The organism is Protofrankia sp. Cj5 (assembly GCF_917627405.1).
Classification (GTDB): domain Bacteria; phylum Actinomycetota; class Actinomycetes; order Frankiales; family Frankiaceae; genus Protofrankia.
In genome coordinates this window covers 1-24821 of record NZ_CAKJTO010000013.1, presented here as the reverse complement: position 1 = coordinate 24821, position 24821 = coordinate 1, and the positions used below count along the sequence as shown (strand labels likewise).

The following is a 24821-nucleotide window of genomic DNA, read 5'->3' as shown; positions in this document are numbered from 1 at the left end:
AGGCGGGATCCCCACAGGACGATCCCGCCCCGGTCGGTGGCGGGGCCTGAAACAACTGTGATCGTTACGTGGTTCTGGAGCTGACTGACATGTCCGGGGGCAGGGGCGGTTCCGCGGGTAGGCGCGGTTCTGAAGGCGGCGGCGGTTCTGAGAACGGGGGGCCTGAGGAGGCTCCGGACGACGATCCGTTCGCTGGGCTGGTCCTCGACGCTGACTTCATTGCCGGGGCGAGGACCTATGAGGCGCCCGCCCGGACCCGTGCGGCGCTCGCCCGTTTCGGGGCCAAGACCGATCTGGGGCGGTCGTGGTCACCGCATCCGCGGTCCGGGTTCCGCCGTGCGGCGTCGTCCCGGCGCCGGAGGTTCGTCGCGGCCCTAACCGGGCTCGTCCTCCTGCTTACGGCTGGCTATGCCGTCGTCCGGTCGGGGAGCTGGCCGTCGGCCCACTCCAGCGCCGCCCGGACGGGGCGAACGCCGACGCCGACGGCGAGCCCGAGCCCCGACGTGGTCGAGCTCAACAGACAATCATACGCCCGCGGGCGTTGCTACACATGGAAGCAGGATGCCGACCACGCCACCGCGGACGAAGTGCCCTGCTCGTCGCCACACCTGTTCGAGGCGGTCAAAGAGACGAACATCGCCCCCGACTATCCGTCCGGTAACGCATACCCGACCGAGACACAGTGGCACGATATGACAGATCGCTACTGTGGACCGATCACCCGCGGTTTCCTCGGTTACCCGCTCGACCCGTACGGCCGATTCACCAACGGGGGCATCCGTCCTGTCCGATACAGCTGGGACATGGGCGATCGGTACCTGGTGTGCGGGCTGATCGCCGCTGGTAACGATTCCGCCCCGAACCGGTTTGTCGCCTTCAGCGGTGTGGTCGAGGGTACGGACCAGGCATGGGTCTATCCGGCCGGAACATGCCTGCAACTGACGGCGACCGAGACCAAGGGCCAGGTTCCGTGCGCCGTGCCGCACCAGGCGGAAGTCACCGGAGCGACCACCCTGCCGGGCGCCGCGAACAGTGAGCCCCCGTCCGAGGCTGCCTTTGATGAGCTGGTCGGCTCACGCTGCGAAGTGGCGGCCAGACGGTACCTGGGACGGCCGTTCCAGGAGACCTCGACCATGCGGATCGGCTGGCTGTACCTTGCCGCCGAAAGCTGGCGTGCTGGCACCCGCACCGTGACCTGCACTGTCAGCTTCTTCGACGCGTCGGGCCAGCCCGCCGCGATCACCGGCGCACTGTCGCATGCCGGCGGGGCCGTCACGGCCTCGCTGCGGTCGCCGTCACCCCGGCCCGAATCCACACGACAGGGTCCCGAGGCCCCGGTATGAGCACGAGGCCGGCACGTACGGCCGTCGCCCTCTGCCGCGGGTTCGGCGACACTCACGATCAGCTATACGACGTGGGAGTAGCCTGATCTGGACCCGTACTGCTGGCATGTGACTGATTTCCTAGAGCCGCGACCAACGGGGAGGGTCGGATGTGGGATGCGTCGATACGGTCACAGAGCCCGCCGGGACGCCGTGAGCAGGCCCCTCCGGTCGTCGCACGCCGCTCCTACGAGAGAGTGTCGCGTTTCCGGCCTCCTCACGATGATAGGACCGGAGCCTGGCATCGTGGGTGCGATACTGCGCGTATGAGGCGACAGCTGATGGCAGGCCGGCTCGCCGAGCGACAGCCGCCATGCGCACCGCCTGCGCCGGAACCGATGTTCCGCTCCTTTGCGCAGCTTCAGCGGATGGCGGGTAATCAGGCTGTTTCGGCACTGGTCATTCAGCGCCAGCAGGCGCGGCGACGCCGTTTGCAGGTGCCACCCACAGCCCTGGTGTCGATCGTCGTTCGTGATCGCGGCATCGATGCGGGCGGTGCCACCTACGCTGACGATCTCGAAGCAGCCAAACGAATCCTCATGGGAATGCGCAACGCCGCTGAGTGGACGCTGGTGCTGGCGATCCACGGTTCCCAGGATCGACTCGGAGCACAGGCACCACCTGACTGGCAGCGTAACGCCCGCTTCTATGACGCGGCGGCCGTCAACGCGCTGTTCGGGGGCGATCCGGCGTTCGTGCGATGGCGCGATCAGCATGGACCGGCTCGTCTGGTGATGCTGTCATGTCAGGTGAGCGCCCGTTTCGAACGTACGTTGATTGCGAACCTGACCCGTCCGGCCGGCACTGGCCAGACCAGGCAGTCCCCGCAGGGGCTTGGTGAAGGTTGCCGTCCGATGATCACCATCGAGCAGCTAGTATACGACAATCCCCGACTCGGCTTCGGCAACGCAACGATCGTCACCCGTGCTCAGTGGAACCGGATTCCGGCAGACGACCGGGTCGGTCTGGAGCAGCAGTTGCAGGACTTCAACAACGAGTTCGGCTACTTCGGTGGGCCGCCGGTACCCGCCTCGGAGGTGCTACATTACTACTTCGATCTTCCGCCACGGGGAGGTTGGGCCAAGGTCGAAGTGGGTGTCGGTCCGCACGGCTCGGAAACGCCCACCGGCATACCGTTTTGGAACCGGTCGTCGGGTCCGCGCAGAGCAGAGTTCAATCGCCTGTGCGACCGTGGGATTGGTCATCTGCCTAGCCGATGACCTCGTTGCGGGTGCGAGCATCCCGTTCGATCAGGTGAGATGAACGATTGCGGTTACCGGATCTCGACGTGAGGAGGGGATCGGTGATGGTGGCTGAGTGGGAACATCGCACGCCTGCGTTTCGGCCGATAGCGCGTGTTCCGCGCACCCGACCGGGGCGCGCGGAATCGGGCGCCGGCTACCGGGCTTCCCATTCCGCCGGGCTTCTCGGTCTTCAATCAGCAGCCGGCAACACTGCCGTGTCCCACCTGCTGAACCCCTCCACACCGGGCCGGGTAACGGCAGGTCCCGCCGTCCAGCGGTGCGGATGCGCTATGTCGGCCGGGTGCTCGTGCGACGAGGGCACCGGCGTCGCGCGGGTCGATCGGTCCGTCGTGCTCCAGCGCCAGGCACTTGCCCCTCTGCTCGGTGCGCCGTGCACGCCCTATTCGTCCGTGAGGGAGGCTACAGCCGCTCATACTGCCGTCGCCGCCAGCTATCTGTCGTACGCCATGTCGATGTTCGGGCCGGAGACGGCCGGCATCTGGATGGATTACCTATCCCGTGCACTTCCGCTGCCGCGTCCGGCTCGCAGGTTTGCCACGCCCGGTGGCGAGATAGTTGAAGGCTTCCGGTCTCACCCGAAGTCTGTGAATGCCGAGGCCGGGCTGCTCGACGTGGCTGCGGCGGCACTGCGCTCCTCGCCCCGGCGGTTGCCGCCCAACACACCGGTGACAATTCCACTGTCCGACCTGGTGGCGCCGGGGACTGTCTGGACGCTGCTCAACCGGGGCGGCTCGCTCGAGATGAGTTTCGATGCCCCGGCCACGACGATCGCGGGCAACATCGCCGGGGGCGTCGGCTCCGGCGTCGATCCGGACACCCGTAACGCCTGGGGCGAGGTCGTTGTCACCAACCAGGTAGATCCGACCGGCGCCACTCTGAACGTCGTGATCAGTCCACGTCTGATCTTTGCGGTACACGACACGGTCGACTTCTGCCCGGGAGCTCTCGGCGGCGCCGCCGCACAGATCGAAACGATTCCGATGTCCAGGTTGGAGGCCACCGGAGCCATATTCGGCGCACCCTTTGCCGGGGATGTCCCCTTCGATGTCATCTATGACGGCCCTGGCCGGTCCCAAAGCTACGGAACATCGATACCGACGACCCCCGCACCTCCCGCACCGACTCCCACCGAGATCCCGCGACGTCCGAAAAGAACGGGCCCGGCCCATACAATCGGAACGTTCCTGCGGATACGTTCCGGCCCTGGTACCAATCATCCGATAGTCGGCCGGTTGCCTCAGCGGGGAACACGCATCACCGTTGTTGATCAGGAGTCGGGTACCGAAGTACGCGGCAATTCCGCGTGGGACCGGATCGACCGCGGCTGGGTATCGGACTTCTACGTCGAGTTCGACTGAGCTGTCGTCCGCACGACGGGGACCACCAAGCGATCTACCGCAAGAGCCAGAAATCGCCGGATCGGCGGCGATCATTGATGTGCCTGTGTCGCGATCGACGATCAGTTGTCACGGCCTGTTGTGGTACGCAAACCTCTGTAGGTGCGGCGGCGTGGCGGGTGGGCTGCGAGCCAATTTTCGTTGAGCCGGCCTGGCCGATTGGTTGAGCTATGAGGCGGGAAGGTGCGTCGTAACCCAGGCGCGGAGTCGTTGCATGATCATAGGATGGGCTTCGAGTGTCTCGATGCGGTCGCAGAGAATATCCGGATCGACGAGTCGCTCGCGAACCAGGGCATCGGCGAATGCGAAGTCCTTCGCGCGTCCGGCCACCAGCTTGGACACCACACAGTCGTGTGGGTCCAGGCAGTGTCCTCGTCCGGGTGCCGTATTCGGTGTCTCCACGACAATTACGCGTTCACGCCATCCTTCGGGTAGGACGGCCGTCGAGACGCTGACACCCTGGGCGTAGTAGCCGAATGTTTCATGAAAGGGTGAAAGTTCCCCGATCGCGCCGTCGACCAGATCCGCCTTCGCCTCGTCGACATCGTCGAAGAAGGCGATGTCGACCTCGATCGATGCTGTCGCTTCTTCTGGCAGTCGGTCTTCGGGAATAGCCCCGAGAAGCGACTGACTGCCGATAACGAGAATTTCTTGATCAGCGGCGATGCGTGACGCAGCCCGGAGCACGTGCTCGAGGTGTTCGCGTCTCACGCGGCGTGCTCGCGGTGCCAGCAGGAACGGAAGGCGGTCAGGGCCGCCTGTCGCTCCTGCTCGGACAGCACACCCGCGAACGGTGAGTTCTGCCGAAGCTCAACAGCCCGTGGTGACCGCGACACCAGCACGTCGAAGACGGCCTCGGCCCCTGCGTCCAGCGCTGTCTGCCACTGGCTGAGCCAGCGTGCCGCCATGCCGGTCGGATGCACCCGCTGTAGTTTCTCCAGGTTCGCTCGTGCCTTGTTCAAGGTCCCGTCGGGGTCGAGCGCCAAGCGGCCCGCCACCGCGCGGTGCAACCACAACCCACGCGCCTGGTCACGGGTCAGCGTGCCGCCGCCAAAGGCCTCGACGTTCGCACGGCGAAGCCGCCGATGGCTGCCCACCGTCTCGAATGGCAGCATCCCACGTCGACATAGATCAACCACGTGTTGACGGGACGTACCCAGTAGCATCGCGGCCTGCCCAGTGGTCAGCCACGCCTGTCCGGCCATCACCATGCTCACGCGCGCCATGATCTCTTATATCCCCAAAAAACACAAACCGATCTTTGTTCCCACCGTACTGCCCGCTGGTGGCCACGTCTTCGCAGGTGAGGTTCGGCGTAGTTCGGCGCAGGTGGTGACGGCGCGGTAGCTGGCGTCTTGGGCTCGGCTCACGCCGGGTGGGGTGCGACCGGCCGGGTGGGTCAGGCGCGCAGAAGGGTGACCGCATGGCCGGATGGGGTGGTGGCCTGGTGGAAGGTCGTGCGGTCGGTGATGGCCGTGGCGTCGGGTCGGCGGTCGAACACCACGAGGACGCCGGTGTCGAGGCCCAGTCGGTTCAGGTAGCCGTCGAGCTGCGTGAGGCCCCTGGTGAGTGGGTCGGGCTCGCCCTTACGCCATACCTTGAGTTCGATCGCTTCCCGCTGCCAGCGGCGCTTACCGTCTGAGGACCGGTAGGGCCAGCGGACGAGTAGGTCGATGCGTCCCCGTCCGATCCCATACTCCCGCTCAACGTGCCCGCCGCCGTTGACGACGCGCTGCAGGTAACCCATGAGCACCAGTTGTGGGGCGACCTCGTGGTAGACCATCCCTGCGGTGAGTACCTCGCCGTGTTCGCGCCAGAACTCGGCGAACTCGCGCAGCAGCATGCCGATGTCGAACCGCCCGTCCGGGAGCACGAAGTTGCGTGGGTCGGCGACGACGTTCGCCTCCACGTTGGCCCCGAGCACCCGGGCGATGACCTCGTGGTAGATCGGATTGGCGATGCGCAGGGGGTGGGTCGACGCGACCAGACCGAGGTCGCGTACGTACTGCAGGTCGTCGTCGTACGGGTCGAGCTGCGCGAGTGTGCCGGCCATTATCGGCTCGACGACCCGGCGTACCCGTGGCTCGACGAGCCGGGCGGCCAGCGAGTCGAGGTGGGTGGCGCGTTCGAGGATGAGCCGCTCCTTGGCCGTTTCCACGTGATCCAGAGTGATTCGTTCCGTGGCGGGAATCGCGAGTTCCTCGACGATCTCCCGGGCGAGCGCGTTGACCAACCACGGCTGCCCGGCGGTCAGCTCGATCGCCCGGTCCACCGCCTCCGGTGCGAACTGCTGACCAGTCTCGGTGGTGTGCTGCCCATAGAGCTCGCGCACCTCCTCGGGCGAGAAGTCCCCGACCCGCAGGGACTTGACCTTGATATTGAAGGGACTTGCTGTACCCAGCCGGTTTGGGTCGCCACCGGAGGCGACTTTGTAGTCCCGTACATCCCGCAGCCCGCACAGCGCCACCGACGCCGGGAACCCGTCCGGGCGCTCGTTGTAACCGGCCCGGAGCTGGCGCAAAACGCTGATCAGGCTCTGGCCGCGCAGGGCGTCGATCTCGTCGAAGAACAACACCAGCGGCCGTGGGCAGCTACGTGCCCACGCCGCGAGCGCTGTCGTCAGCAGGTCGGCATCTGGTGCATCCGGCCATTGCGGCGGCCGAAGCTCGGGCGTCAAAGCAGCCTTGGCTCGCCGGCTTACCTCGTGAAGGAGGCCACGCTGCGCGGCGCCGTAGTCGTCGCCGGCGGCCTCGCCGAGCTCACAGGAGAAGTGCAGCGCCGCGTAGTCGCCCATGGCGGTCAGCTCCTCCGCCAGCGCCCGCAATGCGGTCGTCTTCCCGGTCTGGCGGGGCGCGTGGACCACGAAATAACCCAGTTGCTCCACCAGGCCGGGTGCCTCCGGCAGCCGCAGCGATGCCGGGATCATGTAGTGGAACGCGGGCAGGCACGGCCCCGCTGTGTTGAACCAACGTCCCATGGATCAGTACCTTCCGGCGGCACGCGGCAACGGTTGTCACCTGACAGCCTACGGGGCGTGGTGTTTCCGTCCGGATGTCGGAATGACTGGCAGGCGGCCGATCTTGCAATGGCGCGGATCCTGGTGGGGCAGGCGTCCAGGGCAGACATCCGGGTCAGGCGTTTACCGTGCTTTCAGCAGCACGTTCCACAGAGTCAGGCCTGGGCCGAAGGCCATCGCCACCACGGGGTCGCCGGGGCGTAGCTGCCCCTTGCGCCGGATCAGCTGGAGAACCAGCGGAACTGTCGCCGACGAGCAGTTGCCGCGGATGTCAAGGATCTCGTGGGTTGCGGCGGTCTGGTCGGCGCGTAACCCGAGTTTCTCCGCGACCACACTCACGATGCGTGGCCCACCGGGGTGTATCGCCCATCCCGCGATGTCCTCGACGCCGAGTCCGTGCCGGCCGAGCAGTTCCTCGGTCGTCTTCTCGACGTGCAGCGCCAGCCTGTCGGGCACCTTTGCCGACAGGCTCATCCGGAAGCCGTGGTCGGTGACCGTCCAGGTCATCAGCGACGCCGACGAGGGGTCGGTGACAGCCTCGGTGTCGATGACCTCCAGCCCACCGGAGACATCCGGTTCCAGCACCAGGGCGCAGGCGGCGTCCCCGAACAGCGCGTGCGCGACGATCTGCTCGACATCGTTCTCCGCCCCGGGCGCGAACGGCTGTACGTGCAGCGACGGCAGCTCGATGCACAGGACCACCGCGGGCCGTCCCCGCGTACGCACGTAGTCGGTGGCGGTCGACAGCGCGGGCAGCGCCGCGTAACAGCCCATGTGGCCGATGAGGAGCCGCTGGGTGCTGGCTGGCATTCCGAGCTCGGTGGCCAACGTGATGTCGAGCCCTGGGGTCGCGTAGCCGGTGCAGGAGACCACGACGAACAGGCCGACGTCAGCGGGATGCAGGCCGGCGTCGGTGAGCGCGCCGACGACCGCCTCCCGGCCCAGCGGATGTGCCGCGGTGACGTACCGGCGCATCCGGGCACCGGTGGTCCACGCGCTGACATCCTCCGTCCGGGGATCGACCGCGCCATGGCGGGTGCTCACGCCGCAGCCGAGGAAAATCCTTCGCGCGGTCCGGTTTCCGTTGTAACGACGAGTGAACACATCGTCCCACAACGCTTGTTGGTCCATTGCCGGCGGGAACGCCATGCCCTGCCCGGTGAGTACCGCCGTGTGCATCCGGTTGGTGCCCGTGGCTTCCGGCGCGGCCTGCTGCCGCTGCCGTGGTGGCCGGGCCGTTCGCGGCAGGGACGCCGGCGGTTTCGGCCCGACGATGGCACTCGCGTTTGTTTGTGCTTGGCTGGACATCCGGCGTTACCCCTCCATACACCGAGAACAAAGTAGAGGTCGTCCGTCGACGGCGTGCGGAACCCGGACGCCTGGGCTGGCGAAAGTGGCTTCGGACTGGTGTGACGGACCAGTCCGGACACCGCCTTTGCCAGCCGATGTCGATCAACGCTCTCTGCGTGTCCGCCTTATAATGCGCATGGTGAGCCGGCGACGTTGACTCGATGACGATTTCGTCATGTCTGTTATAAGTCACCGTATGCCGCCGACATTATGCGTACCGGGGCTTGACATGCGAACCATACTGGGTTCGGGCTGGTCGCTGGTTTCCGGATCGACGTGTTCGGATGTGCTCCGATGTGTCCAGGCGCGTTCAGACCAGGTTGGGCCCGGCTGCCACCAGCAACGCCACATCGATGAGCGCGACCGCGAGGACGACCCGAAAAGCTCCGCGGCCGATCGGCCGCGAATCATTCTGGTCGGATTCTCCCGATTTCCCGAATTCGCCGGCTGTTCCCGGAAGATCTGGCTGGTCCCGTTCGGTGGATACGCCCGCGGTCACCGGCCCGGGACGCCGTACCGGCACGCTCACCAGGACCGCGGTGACGGCGGCCCCGGTCACGGCGAGCCCCGCGATCGCCGCCGGACCGACCGATGACCCCGGGCCGAAAGCGATTACCACGGACGCGGCGGCGAGCAGCGCCACGGCCAGCCACAACGACCAGCGCGCCCCGACCCGGTGCGGCACGCCGCGCATACCGGCGCGCAGGTCCTCGGCGAGGTCGGGCAGAACGTTGGCAAAGTGCCCCCCGCAGCCCAGCAGGGCACCGGCGAGCAGCAGCCACCAGGCGGGCCGCGGATGGCCCGGCAGCCCGAGGACGATGAAGGCGGGCAGGAGCGCATAGGCGACGGCGAACGGGATCAGCGACGCCGCCGTGCCCTTCACCCCCATGTTGTACAGCCAGGCCAGGGCGACCGCGATCAGGTGCGCGGTGGCCGCCCGCCACCCGGACAGCAGGGACAGCGGTACGCACGCCAGCAGACTGACCAGCGCGGCAACGCCCACCGTCCGGGCTGGCAGGGCGCCGAGCGCCACCGGCTTGTCCTCCCGTCCGCTGGACGAGTCTTGGGCACGGTCGAAGTAGTCGTTACTCCATCCGATCGACAGCTGGCCGGTGCCCACGGCGAGGGCCACCGCGACGACACCTGCCACCGACCGCCCGGAGGAGGCCGCGAGGGCGGCGGCGATCAGCGTGACCGCGGCGGAGGGCTCTGGATGGCATGTGCGCGCGAGGCCGCGGACGGTTGGGTAGCCCATGGATCACGAAGTCTTTCTTCCGCTGGTCAGCTTGCCCCGGCGCGTGCCCGCCTTGGGATCGAGACGCCGTAGTAACAGCGCGCAGGCGGCCACGGCCAGACAGCCGACAGCGAAGCCCGCCACGATGTCCGTGAGGTAGATGTGCGCGGCATGCACCCACAGCGGATCGACCGGGCCGCGGGAGAAGGGCACGTTGCCGAGTTTCACCACATCATTGAGGTCCGCCGAGGACGCGATCGCCGCGTAGCCCCAGCGGGCCGGCATGAGATAGCCGATCTGTTGCAGGCCCAGTTTGCCTTCCAGCGGGACGAGCCCGCCGCTGAAGACGACCTGTGACATGGTGGTCATCACCAGCAGCGGCATGGTCTTGTCCGCGTTGTCGACCCAGGCGGAAATCGCCAGGCCGAGCATTGCGGACGATATCGAGATCATGGCCACCGCCAGGATGACCTCCAGCATGGGGGAACTGAGCACGACCGCCTGGCGCGGCGTGCGGTTGGTCATTCCTATGATGGCGAAAACAATGCTCTGCAGGGCGGTTATGATGACGAGAACAACGATCTTCGACCCGAGGTATGCGGTGATCGACAGGCCGATGGCACGTTCCCGCCGGTAGATTGCCTTCTCCTTGACGATCTCCCGGATTGAGTTTGCCATTCCCATGAAACAGGCGCAGAGCACGACCACGATGAGCAGCATCTGCGCATCGACGTTCGGTATGCCGTTGGGTAACGGGTCCAGGCGGTGTGGTGCCGGTCCGACCCGGGGCAGTATGCCCAGCAGGAACGGAAATGCCGCGATCAGCCAGAGATAGGACCGGTCCGAGGCGATGACGCTCAGCTGGCGGCGGCTCAGCGTCGCTATCTGCGAGAAGACGGACTGCTGCCGCGCGCTCGGCAGCGCCGCTGGTGTCGGGCGCGCGGGCGGTGCGGTGACCGACGCCGGGACGAAGTACTCGGAGTGCCGGAACCGGTCCGCCAGCTCGGTTGGTACCGCGCTTTCCAACATCTGGAAGACGTCCGGCCAGGAGTCCTTCTCGAGGAACGTGAGCGCGTTTCCCGGCGGGCCGAAGTAAGCGGTACGCCCGCCCTTGGCGAGGACAAGAATATAGTCGCAGATATCGAGCTGTGCGACACTGTGGGTCACCACCACGATGGTCCGGCCATCGTCGGCCAGCGTCCGCAGGGCGCCCATCACGTTCTGGTCCATGCCGGGATCGAGGCCGGAGGTGGGCTCGTCCAGAAACAGCAGTGTTGGTCTGGTCAGTAGTTCCAGCGCCACACTGGTGCGTTTGCGCTGCCCGCCGGACAGATTCCGCACGGGGACATCCGCGCGCTCCTGGAGGCCCAGCTCGTGGAGAACCTCGTCGACCCGTTCCCGGCGCTCCTCCTTTGTGGTGTCCGGGGGGAAGCGCAGCCGCGCGCCGTATTCCAGCGCCTTGCGGACCGTCAGCGTGGTGTGGAGAAGATCGTCCTGCGGCACATGCCCGATTCGTCGGCGCAGTTCGCCGTATTCAGCGTACATGTCCCGGCCGGCATAGCGGACGGCGCCTTTGTCGGCCGGCCGGAAACCGGTCAGCGCGTTCAGCAGGGTGGACTTGCCCGAGCCACTGGGGCCGATGACGGCCAGCAGCGCCCGGCCGGGCAGCCGGAAGCTCACGTCATGCATGATCTGCATGTCCTTGACGAAGACATTGAGGCCGTCGGCCTCGAAGGTGACGTCCCCGGAGTCGAGGTATTCGACCAGGGTCTCGCCTTCGAGCTGGAAAAGATGATGCCCGACGGCGATGATGTCACGCTGGGCGACCGCCTCGCGGCTGATCTTCCGTCCGTTGAGGAACGTTCCGTTCGCGGAGTCGAGATCGACGACATGTACCCCGCTCTGGCCGACGAAAATCTCGGCGTGGCGCCGGGAGGCCAGCAGGTCCGCCACGACGATGTCGTTGTCGTTGGACCGTCCTATCGACATCGTCCCCCGGCGCAGCGGATAGGTGTTCCGCCGGCCGTGTTCGCGTTCCAGCCGCGCCGCGCCGTCGGGTCCCGTGGCGGTCGTCTGCCGGTCGCGTTCGTACTCGGGGCTGCTGCGCCAGACTGTCGACATCTCCGAGCGCGGATCGAACTTCGGTGGTTCCGTGATGCTCGGTATGTCCGGCGGGAGCAGTACGTCCGGTAGGAGTGGTATGTCCGGCAGGACGGGCAGAACCGCGAGCTCGGGGCCGTCGGGCGCGCCGAGCCGGAGCCGTATCTCTCCCTGCACGGCAACCTGCTTGACCCGTTGTCCATCCACCCAGGTCCCGTAGGAGCTGACGTCCTGTGCGGTCCACTCGGTATCGGTGCGTGTGATCACCACGTGCCGGCGCGAGACCTGGCGATCTATCAACACCAGGTCGGAGCCCTTTCCCCGGCCCACCACAAAAGGCCGGTCGCCTGTTATGATCACTTCCCCGGTGCTGCTGACGATTTTCAGCGGCGTCGACACGCCGTTCCCCTTTCGACCGTGCGTCGCAACCCAGCGCGGGCGTGTCCGCACCGTCCTGGCCAGCTGTTCACCGCATGAAATGATTTTATATTGATCCGGCTGGTATGTTCCAACCTATATAGCTGGTATATACCGCTCGACGAGATTCGAGCGGTATCCAGCATGGCACAGCGGAGCGCGCCGCCCGGTCAGTACGGTGAAGTCCACGGTTGGCCGGGTGTGCGGCCGTCGCCAGGGTCCGCGAGTTCTCTCGCGGTGAGCGCGGTGGGCGCGGTGAGCTCGCGGGCCGGTCCATGTGTCATCCGTTGTCATCCGTTGCCGGCGAGCAGGCCTTCACAGGTGCGGCGAAGGGTCGCGGCGGCGCGGCGCAGCGGGCGGGGGGCGAGCCGGTTCTCGCTCAGTCTGCGGTAGTGGTCGAGCGCGGCACGCAGCGCGGCATGGACATCGGCGGCGGGGGTGTCAGGCGGCAGGCCGAGCCGGGCGGTGACGTCCCCGCCGGCTGCGCCCAGCAGCAGCTCCATCGCCTCCCGTTGGTCGTCGTCCACATCCGCGTCCGCCTCGCCGAGGCGCAGCTCGCCGAGCAGCCTGAGCTCGGCCAGGGCATGGGCACCAGCCTCGATCCGTTCCCGGCGGGTCCGCAGCGCCTCGGCGGAGCGGATGGGATAGGCGTCGAGGACGGCGTCCAGGCGGCGCAGCGCGGTCTGGGCCTTGAGGACGTCGGCCCGGTCGGTGAACTGACGTTCCAGCAGCGCCCGTAGCTCGGGCAGGCCGCTGCGCTGCTGGAGCTCCGCGACCAGCCCGGACGCGTCGGTGACCTGCCCGGTTTCGATCAGGGCGACGGCGATCCTGAGCCCGGCCAGCCCGAGCCCGGCCAGCAGCGCGGACCGGTCGCCGACGGCCGCCGCGATCCGTGGGTGCGCCGCGCGGAAGCGGTCGACCGACAGCAGCAGGGGGACACCGTCCACCGCCGGCTGGCCGGCGACGGACACCAGGGCTGCGAACTCGCGTTCGCCAAGCCAGCTGCCGCACTGGGCGAGCAGGCCCGCGACCGGGACGACCGTCTGTACCAGCGCTCGGACCCGGGGGTCGCGACCCATACCCGCCGTCACCCGGCGGGCCAGGTCAATCGATTCAGCCTGGCCCGGCGCTATCTCATCCGCGCGGGACAGGACACCCACGGCGTGCGCCGGGGCGGTGCCGCGCAGCCCGGTCTGGCGGAACGCCTCGAGGAAGCTCACGTCCGTGGTGTGCAGGTGCCGCATCAGGTAGATCACGGCGTCCGCTCCGCCGCCGTCATCGCCGTCCTGGTCCTCGTCCTTGTCCTGGGCTTCTTCCTCCGTGCCGGTTCCTGGTACGAGAAATGCGTGGCTTCGGCGTGACACCTCCGTCGACAGCGACGCGATACCCGGTGTGTCGATGAGCGTGAGCCGGCGTAGCTGTTCGCTCGGCAGCTCCACCCGCAGCCGTTCGACGTCCTCGGCGGCGTAGGCGCCCAGGTCGACAGGGGCGCCGCCCGGCGCTCGGCACAGTGGGATCTCCACCGGCCCGCCACCGCCACCGCCACCACCGGGATGGATGCTGCCCAAGATGCCCGCACCGCCGTCAGGCCGCGGATCAGCCCAGGCGGCGTGGCGTGGCCCGTAGCTGTACCAGGTCACCACCCGGGTGCACTCACCGGCGTCGGTGGCCGCGATCTGTTCGCCCACCAGCGCGTTGAGCAGGGTGGACTTCCCGGCCTTGACCCGACCGGCGATCGCGACACGCAGCGGGCCGTCCACAGAGCACAGCTCCTGGCGCAGGATGGCCTCGGCCGGGCTGCCCCGATACGCGTCGACGGCATCGGTCAGCAGCGCCCGGATGTCCGAGCGCAGGCTCACCGGTATCGCTCCGCAAGCGTCCGGATGCGGCTGATCTCCGCATCGAGCGCGGCGATCCGGGCCCGGCGTTCGGCGTCAGTCGCCTTGATCGAACGGGCCACCGAGGTGAGGTTGCGCCGGGCCGAGGTCGCCAGCTCGGCGGCCCGGTCCGTGAAGATGTTCACCAGCGCCTGGTCGATGTCCTGTTGCCTGCGCTTCGAGTGTTCGTACTCCAGCGACCAGGATTTCTGGAGGTAGTTCTCCCCCGCGCGGCGCGCCTGCGCCCGCTGGGCCGACAACTGGCTTTCCCGGGACGCGCGGAGCGTGCGGTGCGCGACCACGAGCATGACAGCCCCACCGGCCGGTGCCAGCAACGGGGCCAGCGAGAGCCCCGCGAGCGCCCCGAACGCACTGACGAGGTGGATGGGCATCATGCTGATCGCACCGCTGCGCAGAGCATTGCTCCACAGCGCTCCACGCCCGTAGGTACGGAACTGAGGGTCCAGGCCATCGGGTGCCGGTTGTCCGCAGGCTGGGGGGAGCATGGCGGAGATGTCGGGTACGGCACCGCTGGCTGTCTCATCGACCTGGAAGACAGCGGCAACACGCCTGGCCAGCGCCACCCCTTCAGCCTCCAGCATGTCACGGTGCGCCATGAGCGCACGGTTGTTCTGTTCGCACAGCCCGGCGTAGAGCTCATCCCAGGTCCGCGCGGGATCGTCATTGATCTCGACGGATTTTCTGAACTCGTCCTCAACGGCTCGCAGACGTTGGCTGAGATCGTCCGCGACACGCCGTTGCATGCGGGTGCTTCCTTCGCGCAACGTCCGCTGCCACCGTGCCGTCGCGCTGGTCATCGTCTGGGCATGAGCCTCGGCCGCCCTCAGCTGGCTCAGCAGCGCCCTGGTCGTCGCCGGGTCGTCGAGCGCCGCCCGTTCGGCCAGCGGTTCAGCCATGATCTGGGCCAGGCTGTCTCGCGCCCCTTCGTCCGCGTCACGCCGTGCCCGCTCCCGGCAGTGTTCGACCAGCTCCGAGCGGATGTGGACGGCGAAGGCCGGATAACCCGATTCGGTATCGATCTCGGGCAACGCGGCGCGCAGGCCGTGGTGGCGCAGCGGCGCGGAGAGCGGGAATACCGGCGCGTCGATCCCGGCCCGGCGCAGATGGCCGCGGTCGAGGTCGAGGATGTTTCGCCACTGCGGGTAGAAGTCAATTTTGGTGAGAGCGCAGACGACAACCGGGCAGATCTGTGCCGCCCTGCGCAGGAATTCCAGTTCAGGCGCGGAATACTCCTGGCTGGCGTCCGAGACGAACACGAGCGCGTCGGCGTCGGCGACGGTTTGCAGGGTCACGGCCGCGCGCGCGTCGGCGAGGCCGCCGTTCACTCCTGGGGTGTCGATGAGCGTCAGCCCGGCGGCCAGGATGTCACACGGGACGCCGATCTCCACGCCGCGGATGGCCGTCCGGTCGACGATGTCCTCCGGGGTGCCGAGCATCAGGCGGTGGGCCTCGGCGAGGCTGATCCGCGTTCGGGCCGGTGAGGCGGCACCATCCGGCTCGGTGATCGCGGTTGCTGTGGAGCTGGTCGCATGCCGGATCAGCGTAGGCACGACGGTCGTCTCGACGGGGTCAGCCGCGCAGGCCCGCATGTCCAGCAGCGCGTTGACCAGCTCGCTCTTTCCCTTTTTGAACTCACCGACGACCACGACCCGACAGGACGCCGCGGCCAGCCGCTCGCGTTCGTGGGCCAGCCGTGCCTGTAGGTCGGCGCGGCCGTGCCGACCGGCTTCGAGAATGACCGCATCCAGCAACGAGAGGACAGCCGGGCTGGCTGATGCGGCCGGGGGGCCGGCTGCGGCGGTGCTCACGGACACCTCAACGGACACCTCATGGGATGTACGGACGCTGACGACCTTATAATTTTCATCCGCATGGTGGATGTAGATCTTCCTGTAAGAGCGCCCGACAATAGGGTGTGGATCAAGGAGTGGGGTTGGGGTGCGTGCATCGCGAGGCGGCGGAGGGAGCCACCGGAGGTGTTGGGTGGCGACTGACGACAACGCGGCGAGGTGCGTGCCCTGGCCCCGCGACGCCGCGTCCCCTATTGCCGGGCGCTCTAAGCCCATGCCTTCCGCTGACTTCTGCCCTGACGGGCAGCCGCCCGATCCCCAGGACCCAGTCTGACCTGCACCTTGAGTCAGTTTTGAGTACGCCTTGAGTAGCCTTTGCGTGCGCCTGCGCGCCCATGAGCGCCCGTTGAGAGCGATGTGGGACACCTTGGGCCTGCCCACCACGACGAACAGCAGCCCGGCCAAAGGGCGCGTGACCATGGTTCCTGTCACGCGCTCGGCGGCTCCCAGGAGACCTCGGGGGATGTCCATGAGCCGACCGATACGCGTCCTGCTCCACGCCAACGATCCGATCACCCGGGCGGGTCTTGCCACGCAGCTCGTGGGCTACCCGGACGTCGATCTCGTCGATTCGGACGCGGACGTGTCCCACGGCGGCACCGGGACGATCGATGTCGCGCTGGCCAGCGTTGACGCCGTGGACAAACAGACTATCGATCTGATCCGCGGCCTGCACTGGGCGGGACGGCCGGTGGTGCTCATCGTGACCGATCTGGGTTCCTCGGATGTCACGGCAGCGGTGGAGGCGGGTGCGACGGGGCTGATCCGGCGAGCTTCCGCCACTCCGGGCCAGCTGCTGTCCGCAATTCGTGGAGCGGTGAACGGTGAGGGCTTCCTGCCGCCCGACTTGCTCGGCGGGTTGCTCAACCAGGTGCGCCAGGTCCAGACTCAGGTGCTCGCGCCACGCGGTCTCACCCTGTCGGGTATCTCCGAACGGGAGCGGGACGTGCTCCGGCTGGTCAGTGAGGGGTGTGACACCCGGGAGATCGGCCGTCAGCTCTCCTATTCGGAACGCACCGTCAAGAACGTTCTTCAGGACGTCACCCGCCGGTACGGCCTGCGTAACCGTTCCCACGCCGTCGCCTACGCGCTGCGTCAGGGCCTGCTGTAGCTCTTCTGCCCTCGACCGGCCGTTCGAGCACGCCCACACGGCCCATGACCTGGGGCATGTCGCGGTTCCCAACACGATCTGGGACGAGCCTGGGCCCCGCACGCGCGACGAGCGGGACCGGGCCGAGACCCACGCGCTTGTGACCGGCCAGCTCCTGTGACGAGTGTCGTCCTAGCCGATCGGCCAGGAGCTCACCGCCGGACGGCCTGTAAGGACAACCGGGACACTCCCGCATTGAGCCGGGCGGCTTGGCGGGTCAGGTGGTCGCGCTCAGCGAGGTTGGAGGCCTTGTGGGCAGCCTCGGCGTACAGCCGTGCCGCCGCCGCCAGGTCGCCGTCGCGTTCATGGAGGTACGCCGCGGCGGCGGCGTAGCGAGGCAGGGAGTCGTCCAGCGCCGCGAGTGCCCTCAGCCCGGCGCGTGGTCCGTCGACCTCGCCGACGGCCACCGCCCGGTTGAGCCGAACGACCGGGCTGTCGGTCAGGCGCGTAAGTTCGTCATACCATTCGAGGATCTGTGTCCAGTCGGTGTCCTCGGCGGTGGGCGCGTCAGCGTGGAGCGCCGCGATGGCAGCCTGGGCCTGGAACTCGCCCAGCCGGTCGCGGGCGAGGGCCGCCTGCAGGATCATGACGCCCTCGGCGATCGACGTGGTGTCCCATTGGCTGCGGTCCTGCTCAGCGAGTGGCACCAGGCTGCCGTCGGGCGCGGTCCGGGTGTCGCGCCGGGCGTGGTGGAGCAGCATGAGGGCGAGTAGTCCCGCCACCTCGGGGTGGTCGATCGCTGCCGCGAGCTGCCGGGTGAGCCGGATGGCCTCGGCGGCGAGGTCGACATCGCCGGAGTAGCCCTCGTTGAAGACCAGGTAGAGGACGCGCAGCACGGTGGCGACGTCGCCCGGCTGGTCCAGCCGCACGCCGGAGACGGTGCGTTTGGCCCGGCTGATGCGTTGCGCCATGGTCGTCTCGGGCACCAGGTAGGCATGGGCGATCTGGCGGGTGGTCAGCCCGCCGACAGCGCGCAGGGTGAGCGCGACCGCGGACGACGGCGTCAGCGACGGGTGGGCACACAGGAAGTACAGCAGGAGCGTGTCGTCCACCGCGGGCGTGGACCCGGGCGCCGGCCACTGGTCGACAACATCTTCGCGCCGACGCCGGGCGGCATCCGCCCGGGTCGCGTCGAGGAACTTGCGCCAGGCCACGGTGACCAGCCAGCCCTTCAGGTCCCGCGGCTGGTCAGCCGGCCAGACGCGGATCGTCTCGACCAGCGCGTCCTGCACGGCGTCCTCGGCCGCCGCGAAATCAGCTCCGCGACGGACGAGGATCCCGAGCACACTTGGCGTGAGGCCCCGGAGCAGAGCCTCGTCCATCTGCGCGGTCACTGCGTGATGGTGGGCGGCGCGGTCAGGAACGGGCGGAGTTCGAGCCACTCGTGGATCGGCTTTCCGCCCGCCCCGGGGGCGGCCGACAGCTCGCCGGCCAGCTCGACGGCACGCTCGTAGCTGTCGACGTCGATCACCATCCAACCGGCGATGAGGTCCTTGGTCTCGGCGAACGGGCCGTCGGTGACCGGTGGGCGCCCCTCGCCGTCGTACCGGACGAACGTCCCCGTGGGGGCGAGCGCCTGACCGTCGACGAACTCGCCGGTCCCCTCGAGCCGGGCCGCGAAGTCGCGCATGTACTGCATGTGTGCCGAGATCTCCTGCGGCGTCCACTGGTCCATGGGCACGTCGTTGACCGGAGCCGGAGCGCCGCGGTAGTGCTTGAGCAGCAGGTACTTGGCCATCATGTTCCTCCTCGGTGCTGGTGCGACCCATCGTGGCTACATTCACCGCGGGGACGGAGCCAGTCATGGTTTCTCGACATCACCGTCCAGAAAATTTTTGGCTCTCGCGGATGAGCGGATGAGCGGATGAGCCGGCTCGCGGCCTGCGGATCCGCGGCGCGGCGCGAGGTAGGGCGAAGCGACACCTTTCAAGATCACTTGTGCGGTGTGCTACCGAAGCGCATGACCTACGTCGCTCCGCTTCGGTTCACATGCAGCGACACGGCCGACGCAGCCGACGCCGGTAAGGGGACATGTGCAGGCCGGCACGAGTTTTGGGGCACAATCCCTGGCAAACAGGGTCATCATCACGTAGATGTCCCTCGCGCCGATGGCCAGGTCCCGCGCGCCACCGATGGCTGGGATGGCCTCCGGTCCGCAGGTTCCCGCCGGCCCATGCCCTTGCCGTGCCTTGCCGCTGGCTCATGTTCCGTGATTCCTTTACTTTGCGTTGCCAGCGTCGACAGCACACGGCGCCATCAGGGCCGGTCGAACGGAAGATCGCATGAGTCGAGAGCCGCCGCCGTCTGGCCATTCGCTACGGACACCACCCACGGCTTCCTCGGGATTTTTTCACCGTAACACCGACCCGCCGGAAGCAGTTCACCAAATTGGACATGCTATAATTTGCGCCGTAATCAATGTTCCAACTGGTAGTTATCTAACGATATCTAATCCAACTGCCTTCAAAATGTCAGCAAGCCATACAAAGCCATAAGTCATGACTTTTGATGAATCGGCCAAAATGGACTCCAAGTTGGACAGAGATTCGCCGAGCTGTCCGATAGTCAAATCTGTCGGTTCTGAATAAACATTGTAAAGAGCCTCTTTGGGAATCGACCAGAAATAGTCTTTATCAAAAGATATTTCCGGACCGGCTTCCTGTCGTAGATGCTCAATCAGAAGATTGAATACGATTTGGAGCTTCTCAAGTGAGACGGATATTTGCTCACTCATTGGCACCACCCTCAAGAATTTTGGCAATCTGATTCTGAAAGGATGATATCTCCTGCTCCAGATGGCGTATTCGCCCGTCGATGATTCGTTGCCGGATTGCCGGCGTCGGTGCACGTCTCAGCAGGCCTTGATTGTCAAAGGCGTCAGGATTTGCTCTGTACGACCGTAATTTATCCTGATGTGCGCTAATTTGTCGCTGAAGCGAATTAACGGCGCGTTGTTCAGATAAGGTCAGTTTGTAAGGGGCGAGGCCGAGGGGGTCGAGCCAGCCCAGGGGAGGGACTGTAAAACTAACGGCTCTGCCAAGATTCCGGTGGTGACAGGCGGTGAGAGATATTCATGAGAGCAGGATCCGTTGCCGGAGCAGGGAGAAACCAGCACGGCCGTACATCTGCCTTTTGATCAGTTTCGTCTTTGTGTTGGCACCCTCCATGGGGCCGTTGCTGGAGGGCAGGGTCAGTCCGGCGACGATGGCGTCGTGGTCGTTCTCGAGGCCGGCGACGAAGGCATGCAGGGCGGGCAGATCGTCGTCCCGCACGGTTGTGATCCACGCGTCGAGGGTCTCGCCGCGACGCCCGGTGAGCAGGGTCGCGAACGCGCCTATTCGGACGGCCAGGACGGTCATCTGCGGACAGCATGCGACCCGGTCGTCCCGGTGCCGCCGCCGGTGATCGGGCAGGTCCTCGGGTCTGCTCATGAGCCAGGCGACCAGCCGACGCGGGGACGGCGGGGTGCGTGCGGGATCGGCGCGCCCCTGTGTGAGGTAGCGCACGAGCAGGGTGGCGCTACCCGGATAGCCCTGCTCGCGGATCTCAGCCAGCAGGCGGGTGACCGCCACGCCGGGTTCGTCGGCCAGACGGCGGCGCAGATGGTCGCGGTAGGGGTCGACCAGTGTGCGCCGGTACTGCGGGGACGCGTGCGGGGACTCCGCCGATTCGGCTCGGGCATAGCGTGTGACGGTGTTGCGCGCCCAGCCCAGACGGCGAGCGCATGCCAGCAGCCCGACGCCCTGCGCGAGCAGGGTATGAACGGCGGCGTGCCGGCTGCGGGTGCACTCCTCACGGACAGTGATCATGTGGGGTGGTCCGGCATGCCAGCAGGGGCTGTGGGCGACCACGCTCTTCGCCACGGCCTCGCCGAGGTTGTGCCACACGTGCCAGCGGTCGGCGACCTGCACCGCCTCGGGGGCACCCTGGCGGATCGCCTCGGCAGAGGCCGCCGACCCGTCGCGGCACACCACACGCACCCCAGGATGATCGCGCAGCCAGGCCGTCAGGGTGGTGGCGCGGCGGTCGGGCAGCACATCCACGCGCCGGTGGCTGACGGCGTCGATCAGCACGGTCGCATACCGGTGCCGACGCCGCAGCGCGACGTCGTCCACGCTCAGTACCTCCGGGATCGGCCCGGCGGTGATCGGGGTTGTCAGGAGCAGGTGCAGCACGGTCGTCCGCGACACGGTCACGGTGAGGCTGCCCGCCAGCCCCGCGCCCGCGCGACCGGCCAGCGCCACCCCCACCCGTGCGATCAGCGCACCCAGCGACGGGCTGCGGCGGGCATAGCGCTCCGCCAGACCGGGCACCTGCTCGCGGAAAGTCTGCCGCGGGCAGGTCAGGTTGCCGCAGACCAGCCGCCGCACGGTCAGCTCGATCACCACCGGTCTGCCCCCGACCGGAAGATCCGCAAGGCGGCGGCGGTGATAGCCGTGCACCCGGGTGGTGCGTGTCCCGCATCGCGGACAGGCCACCGGATCCGCCCGGGTCCGCGCGACGACCCGCACGATCTGCCCCTCATCAACGACCCGATCGATGAGCACCGCGGCGAGCTGAGGAAAGACGACCTTCAGTAACTCGATGTCACACAGTATCGACGATACCTGTACAGTAACCGCCTGTCACCACCGGAATCTTGGCAGAGCCAGAAAGTTGACAGTCCCGACGTGGACCGTGGAACCGTCCCAGCCGTGGTCGCATGTGACGCTGTGGCGGGCGTCGAGGTCGTAGGGGGAGATCAGGCGGTCTTTGCCGGGTGGGAAACCGTATGACCTGGTGTATCGATTCTCATGCAGTCGGAGAACCATTCAAGATTATTTGATGCGCAACCGGGGCTGTCAGGTCTCCCGGTCAGCGTGAGCGGTACGCGTCGGACCGATGCTCGACGGCGGTCACGGTAACGGTGCGGTTTTCCTCATCGATGTTGTACAACACCCGGTAGCTGCCCCGCCGAGCGGACCAGGTGCCCTCATATGGTGGGAGCAGGAGGCGTTTGCCGAGCCGGTGAGGGTTGTCCAGGAGCGTGGTCGTGATGAACTCGTGGACGGCTACCGCAATCTTTTCGGGCAATCGGCCGGCGAGAGCGCGTGCCGCGGGGCCGGTGATCAGAAGTTCGAACGGCTCGCTGGCCTCGCTCACGTCGTGCGATGCCGCTCAGCGCTCCGCGCCCGTTTCGCCATGAGCACGGTGAGCTCCTCGGCGTCGAGGACATCGCCGGCCTCGACTGCCTCTTGGGACTCCGCGAGTTGCCGCATCGCCTCCCGGCTCGCCAGCACATCCAGTGTCTCCTCCAGCGCCGCGAGGTCATCGGGGGAGATCAGGACCGCTACGGCATGCCCATGGCGGGTGATCTCCACCCGCTCATGAGTCCGTTCCACCTCATCAATGAGTTCCGACAGGCGGTTTCGCGCATCGGTGAACGGTATGACAGTCATGCCATCGAAGATACCAAGAACTGGCGCGAAATAAAGGCAGATCGTTAGTGTGATGGGCGCGGATCACGGTCTCGCTCCTGCTCGTGCCCGTGCCCGCAGCCGTCACAGGGTGGGAGTCGCATACAAGTTGGGCGTGTCCGACCTTCAGCTGCCGCCCTGGGATGTCGATACATCCCAGGGCCTGACGCCCACGCTCAAACGGTCTTATCCCATGCCTGGTTGACCGAGGCATCAGCCGCGCTCCACGCTTCCGCTTCGACCAGGTAGTCGGCCCAGCCGTCAGGATCCTGCACACGGAAGCGGTCCATCACGGCAACGGCCTTGAGCTGCCAGTGTTCGTCAAGCAACCGGCGCACGGCTTCATCCGCAGTGGCACCCATGAAATCCTCGGTGGCGACCCGAAGCACCCGATCCCTGGTCTCGGGGCTCACCCGCATCATGGTCGTCATATCGCCGAGTTTACGTCGCCGTAAACCTTCCTACGACCAACAAGCCCGCCCTGAATGATCACATAACGTGGCGCCGACAGTGGCTCAGCGCCCGCCAAGCCCCGCTTACGCACCTCAGGCACTGGCTCGTGGCCAACATCCGGCTATGGCATACGATCAGATTCGGCGGTAGACCTCGCGACGGTGGGCGACACGGACAACAAGGACGAGTAGGACGTCGTCATGCACCTCGTAGATCACGCGATAGTCGGCAAGTCTGATCCGTAACGCACCTGGCCGGCCTTCGAGCGCTTTCACGCCGACCGGCCTGGGGTTGTCGACGAGACCGCTGATGACTGGGCGCAGGCGTTGTTGGATCTGTGGGGGCAGCCCGCGGAACTGGCGGGCAGCGGCAGCCGACCATTCGATCTTGTATGTCACGAACGTTCAAGCTCGGCTTGCAAGCCGTCCCAGGAGACCGTCTCGCCCTCGCCGCGTTCGCGGTCAGCGGCGAGAACTGCCCGGAGATCCTCCAGCTCTTCCCCGGCCTCGACGAGACGACGAAGTTCGTCGATCGGCAGGATCGCGGCGGTCGGCGTGCCGTTACGGGTGAGGTAGACGACGTTTCCCTCGTGGACGCGGTTGACCAGCTCGCCAAGGCGTGAGCGTGCTTCAGCAAGTCCGATCTCGGCGTCCGTGGCGTGAAGATTGGTTGTGCGAGCAGGCATAGCCATGGTCGAAGTGTACAACCCGATCTCCGATCCTGCCCGGCCGTGACCGACAGAGCGGACTGCGGCCGATCAGCCGAGACGGTACGGACCTGTTTAATGATTGCCCAGCCAGCATACTTGCCAGGAATATCGATCCGGACCTGGCACATCCAGCCGGGCCGCCTCCGCCCAGGATTCGCCGCTCAAACGCCCGTTGGGTAGATCTCAATGTCGCGAACGGTTAAGCTCACGTCCCGCCCAACCACACCCAGCGGAGCCTCGCCAGTGGTGTCGACGAGCACGATCCCACTCCCGAAGCGGAGGGTGAGGACTCCGTCCTTGTCTAGATCCTCTACGACGCCGCGAAACACCATGGCTTGATCCAGAACATCCACGATCGTTCCAGGTTGCGGGTCGACCACGATTTCACTCCAGTCGATCTCTTCGTGTACTTCCACCTCGACATCGACGGCGACACCGGCCACTTGGGCGCCATCCCCCCGCCAGGAGGCAATACCGCGGCCACCTTCGGCCGTAAACAGGACTCGGTCCCCATCCTGAATGACGGACTCCAATAGAACCACCCGCATCACCAGGCCCCCTTCGGGAATGGCACACGCACCACAACGTTATCCACGAACCATGTGTTGGCCCCTTTATCAAAGTTCCAGGTCTCCTCGTGGTAGTGGAACTTTGTGGGAGAACTACCCATCTCGTGCGGGCCAAATCGGATACTCCGCGTTCCGTCTGCCGACACGATCCTGTTGGCATCGGGCAGCCCTGTGCGAGGGTGAAGATTCGTGGTCGGGCCATCCCCAAGGAACTCATCCCAGCGGGCAACCGCCTCATTGGGCTTCAGAGACCGGGGGGCAATTGTCTCTGTCTCTACAACCGTGGGCGCGGAGTTTGCGGCGTTTGGCACGTATGGTGCGAGGCCGAGGGGATCGAGCCAGCCCAGGGGATTGTGGACGTAGGTGTGGGGGTTGGGGGCGGGGGCGAGACCGAGGGGGTCGGTGGAGTCGTAGCGGGCGGTCTCGGGATCGTAGTAGCGGTGGTAGTTGTAGTTCAGGCCGGTTTCGGGGTCGTGGTACTGGCCGGGGAAACGTAGCGGACAGTCGAGGTCACCGGCGGCCGGTGGCGGGCTGGCGCCCCACAGGGTGGTCCGGGCCTGCCAGGCAAGGTCGCC

General features: G+C 66.8%; 23 protein-coding genes and 1 pseudogene. 4 read left to right on the top strand and 20 right to left on the bottom strand.

Translation table 11 applies throughout. The features are described 5' to 3' along the window. The first annotated feature begins 89 nt into the window (after nt 1-89). From MJ777_RS05035 to MJ777_RS05025, 3 genes are all read left to right on the top strand, one after another. The gene (locus tag MJ777_RS05035) at nt 90-1343 is read left to right on the top strand and encodes a septum formation family protein (protein ID WP_239373568.1); all 1254 of its coding nucleotides are present in this window, start codon (nt 90-92) and stop codon (nt 1341-1343) included. Nucleotides 1344-1663: 320 nt separating this feature from the next. Next, the gene (locus MJ777_RS05030) at nt 1664-2602 is read left to right on the top strand and encodes a hypothetical protein (protein ID WP_239346070.1); all 939 of its coding nucleotides are present in this window, start codon (nt 1664-1666) and stop codon (nt 2600-2602) included. Between the two features lie 629 nt (nt 2603-3231). Then, complete coding sequence (locus MJ777_RS05025; protein WP_239373567.1) at nt 3232-4005, top strand: SH3 domain-containing protein; 774 nt, start codon at nt 3232-3234, stop codon at nt 4003-4005. 207 nt (nt 4006-4212) lie between these two features. Here the strand turns inward: MJ777_RS05025 and MJ777_RS05020 are convergent, their stop codons facing one another. The 8 genes from MJ777_RS05020 to MJ777_RS04985 form a co-directional block, all read right to left on the bottom strand. Further along, a complete protein-coding gene (locus MJ777_RS05020; RefSeq protein ID WP_239373566.1) occupies nt 4213-4755 on the bottom strand; it encodes a DUF6036 family nucleotidyltransferase in 543 nt (180 codons plus the stop codon). Then, nucleotides 4752-5255, bottom strand: coding sequence for an excisionase family DNA-binding protein (locus tag MJ777_RS05015; protein WP_239346075.1), 504 nt, complete (start codon nt 5253-5255; stop codon nt 4752-4754). Before MJ777_RS05015 ends, MJ777_RS05020 begins: the two co-directional genes overlap by 4 nt. A gap of 188 nt (nt 5256-5443) precedes the next feature. Further along, entirely contained in the window at nt 5444-7021 is a 1578-nt protein-coding gene (locus tag MJ777_RS05010; RefSeq protein ID WP_239373565.1) for an ATP-binding protein, read from the bottom strand. A gap of 162 nt (nt 7022-7183) precedes the next feature. Then, nucleotides 7184-8239 (bottom strand): type III polyketide synthase, encoded by a 1056-nt coding sequence (locus tag MJ777_RS05005; RefSeq protein WP_370651670.1) that lies wholly within the window; start codon nt 8237-8239, stop codon nt 7184-7186. Between the two features lie 481 nt (nt 8240-8720). Then, nucleotides 8721-9665, bottom strand: a complete 945-nt coding sequence (locus MJ777_RS05000; protein ID WP_239373555.1) for a UbiA family prenyltransferase — start codon at nt 9663-9665, stop codon at nt 8721-8723. A 3-nt stretch (nt 9666-9668) separates the two neighbouring features. After that, the gene (locus tag MJ777_RS04995; RefSeq protein WP_239373553.1) at nt 9669-12143 is read right to left on the bottom strand and encodes an ATP-binding cassette domain-containing protein; all 2475 of its coding nucleotides are present in this window, start codon (nt 12141-12143) and stop codon (nt 9669-9671) included. A 308-nt stretch (nt 12144-12451) separates the two neighbouring features. After that, complete coding sequence (locus MJ777_RS04990; protein ID WP_239373544.1) at nt 12452-14020, bottom strand: dynamin family protein; 1569 nt, start codon at nt 14018-14020, stop codon at nt 12452-12454. Beyond that, a complete protein-coding gene (locus tag MJ777_RS04985; RefSeq protein WP_239373542.1) occupies nt 14017-15867 on the bottom strand; it encodes a dynamin family protein in 1851 nt (616 codons plus the stop codon). The genes MJ777_RS04990 and MJ777_RS04985 overlap by 4 nt, the downstream gene beginning before the upstream one ends. A 511-nt stretch (nt 15868-16378) precedes the next feature. On the opposite strand from MJ777_RS04985, the gene MJ777_RS04980 reads away from it, so the two are divergent. Next, nucleotides 16379-17020, top strand: coding sequence for a response regulator transcription factor (locus MJ777_RS04980; RefSeq protein ID WP_239373540.1), 642 nt, complete (start codon nt 16379-16381; stop codon nt 17018-17020). Nucleotides 17021-17211: 191 nt separating this feature from the next. Here the strand turns inward: MJ777_RS04980 and MJ777_RS04975 are convergent, their stop codons facing one another. The 12 genes and pseudogenes from MJ777_RS04975 to MJ777_RS22850 form a co-directional block, all read right to left on the bottom strand. Then, nucleotides 17212-18381: an RNA polymerase sigma factor gene (locus MJ777_RS04975; protein WP_239373626.1), complete on the bottom strand. Its 1170-nt coding sequence runs from the start codon at nt 18379-18381 to the stop codon at nt 17212-17214. A gap of 8 nt (nt 18382-18389) precedes the next feature. Beyond that, nucleotides 18390-18797, bottom strand: coding sequence for a YciI family protein (locus MJ777_RS04970; RefSeq protein WP_239313092.1), 408 nt, complete (start codon nt 18795-18797; stop codon nt 18390-18392). A gap of 258 nt (nt 18798-19055) precedes the next feature. Further along, a pseudogene (locus tag MJ777_RS23010) lies at nt 19056-19211 on the bottom strand (3-oxoadipate CoA-transferase); the annotation flags it as partial. 282 nt (nt 19212-19493) lie between these two features. After that, complete coding sequence (locus MJ777_RS04965) at nt 19494-19793, bottom strand: hypothetical protein (RefSeq protein WP_239373538.1); 300 nt, start codon at nt 19791-19793, stop codon at nt 19494-19496. A 337-nt stretch (nt 19794-20130) separates the two neighbouring features. After that, the gene (locus tag MJ777_RS04960; protein WP_370652650.1) at nt 20131-21654 is read right to left on the bottom strand and encodes an ISL3 family transposase; all 1524 of its coding nucleotides are present in this window, start codon (nt 21652-21654) and stop codon (nt 20131-20133) included. Between the two features lie 259 nt (nt 21655-21913). Next, entirely contained in the window at nt 21914-22201 is a 288-nt protein-coding gene (locus MJ777_RS04955; protein ID WP_239347477.1) for a type II toxin-antitoxin system RelE/ParE family toxin, read from the bottom strand. Next, entirely contained in the window at nt 22198-22497 is a 300-nt protein-coding gene (locus MJ777_RS04950) for a type II toxin-antitoxin system Phd/YefM family antitoxin (protein WP_239347479.1), read from the bottom strand. Before MJ777_RS04950 ends, MJ777_RS04955 begins: the two co-directional genes overlap by 4 nt. A 194-nt stretch (nt 22498-22691) precedes the next feature. Then, entirely contained in the window at nt 22692-22904 is a 213-nt protein-coding gene (locus MJ777_RS04945) for a hypothetical protein (protein WP_239373536.1), read from the bottom strand. A gap of 198 nt (nt 22905-23102) precedes the next feature. Continuing rightward, nucleotides 23103-23366: a type II toxin-antitoxin system RelE/ParE family toxin gene (locus tag MJ777_RS04940; RefSeq protein WP_239347481.1), complete on the bottom strand. Its 264-nt coding sequence runs from the start codon at nt 23364-23366 to the stop codon at nt 23103-23105. Then, nucleotides 23363-23653: a type II toxin-antitoxin system Phd/YefM family antitoxin gene (locus tag MJ777_RS04935; RefSeq protein ID WP_239373534.1), complete on the bottom strand. Its 291-nt coding sequence runs from the start codon at nt 23651-23653 to the stop codon at nt 23363-23365. The genes MJ777_RS04940 and MJ777_RS04935 overlap by 4 nt, the downstream gene beginning before the upstream one ends. A gap of 185 nt (nt 23654-23838) precedes the next feature. Beyond that, on the bottom strand, nt 23839-24225 hold the full coding sequence (locus MJ777_RS04930; protein WP_239373532.1) for a hypothetical protein: 387 nt from the start codon (nt 24223-24225) through the stop codon (nt 23839-23841). After that, nucleotides 24225-24821, bottom strand: a 597-nt coding sequence (locus MJ777_RS22850) for an RHS repeat-associated core domain-containing protein (protein ID WP_305039364.1), incomplete at its 5' end; no start/stop codon positions are given. The genes MJ777_RS22850 and MJ777_RS04930, both read right to left, overlap by 1 nt.

Bases quoted from the DNA above. Each gene is read 5' to 3' on its own strand.
- MJ777_RS05000 (WP_239373555.1), bottom strand. From the start codon at position 9,665: ATGGGCTACCCAACCGTCCGCGGCCTCGCGCGCACATGCCATCCAGAG.
- MJ777_RS05010 (WP_239373565.1), bottom strand. From the start codon at position 7,021: ATGGGACGTTGGTTCAACACAGCGGGGCCGTGCCTGCCCGCGTTCCAC.
- MJ777_RS04930 (WP_239373532.1), bottom strand. From the start codon at position 24,225: ATGCGGGTGGTTCTATTGGAGTCCGTCATTCAGGATGGGGACCGAGTC.
- MJ777_RS05030 (WP_239346070.1), top strand. From the start codon at position 1,664: ATGGCAGGCCGGCTCGCCGAGCGACAGCCGCCATGCGCACCGCCTGCG.
- MJ777_RS05015 (WP_239346075.1), bottom strand. From the start codon at position 5,255: ATGGTGATGGCCGGACAGGCGTGGCTGACCACTGGGCAGGCCGCGATG.
- MJ777_RS04965 (WP_239373538.1), bottom strand. From the start codon at position 19,793: ATGAGTGAGCAAATATCCGTCTCACTTGAGAAGCTCCAAATCGTATTC.
- MJ777_RS04935 (WP_239373534.1), bottom strand. From the start codon at position 23,653: ATGCCTGCTCGCACAACCAATCTTCACGCCACGGACGCCGAGATCGGA.
- MJ777_RS04950 (WP_239347479.1), bottom strand. From the start codon at position 22,497: ATGACTGTCATACCGTTCACCGATGCGCGAAACCGCCTGTCGGAACTC.
- MJ777_RS05035 (WP_239373568.1), top strand. From the start codon at position 90: ATGTCCGGGGGCAGGGGCGGTTCCGCGGGTAGGCGCGGTTCTGAAGGC.
- MJ777_RS04970 (WP_239313092.1), bottom strand. From the start codon at position 18,797: ATGGCCAAGTACCTGCTGCTCAAGCACTACCGCGGCGCTCCGGCTCCG.
- MJ777_RS04975 (WP_239373626.1), bottom strand. From the start codon at position 18,381: ATGGACGAGGCTCTGCTCCGGGGCCTCACGCCAAGTGTGCTCGGGATC.
- MJ777_RS05005 (WP_370651670.1), bottom strand. From the start codon at position 8,239: ATGCACACGGCGGTACTCACCGGGCAGGGCATGGCGTTCCCGCCGGCA.
- MJ777_RS04980 (WP_239373540.1), top strand. From the start codon at position 16,379: ATGAGCCGACCGATACGCGTCCTGCTCCACGCCAACGATCCGATCACC.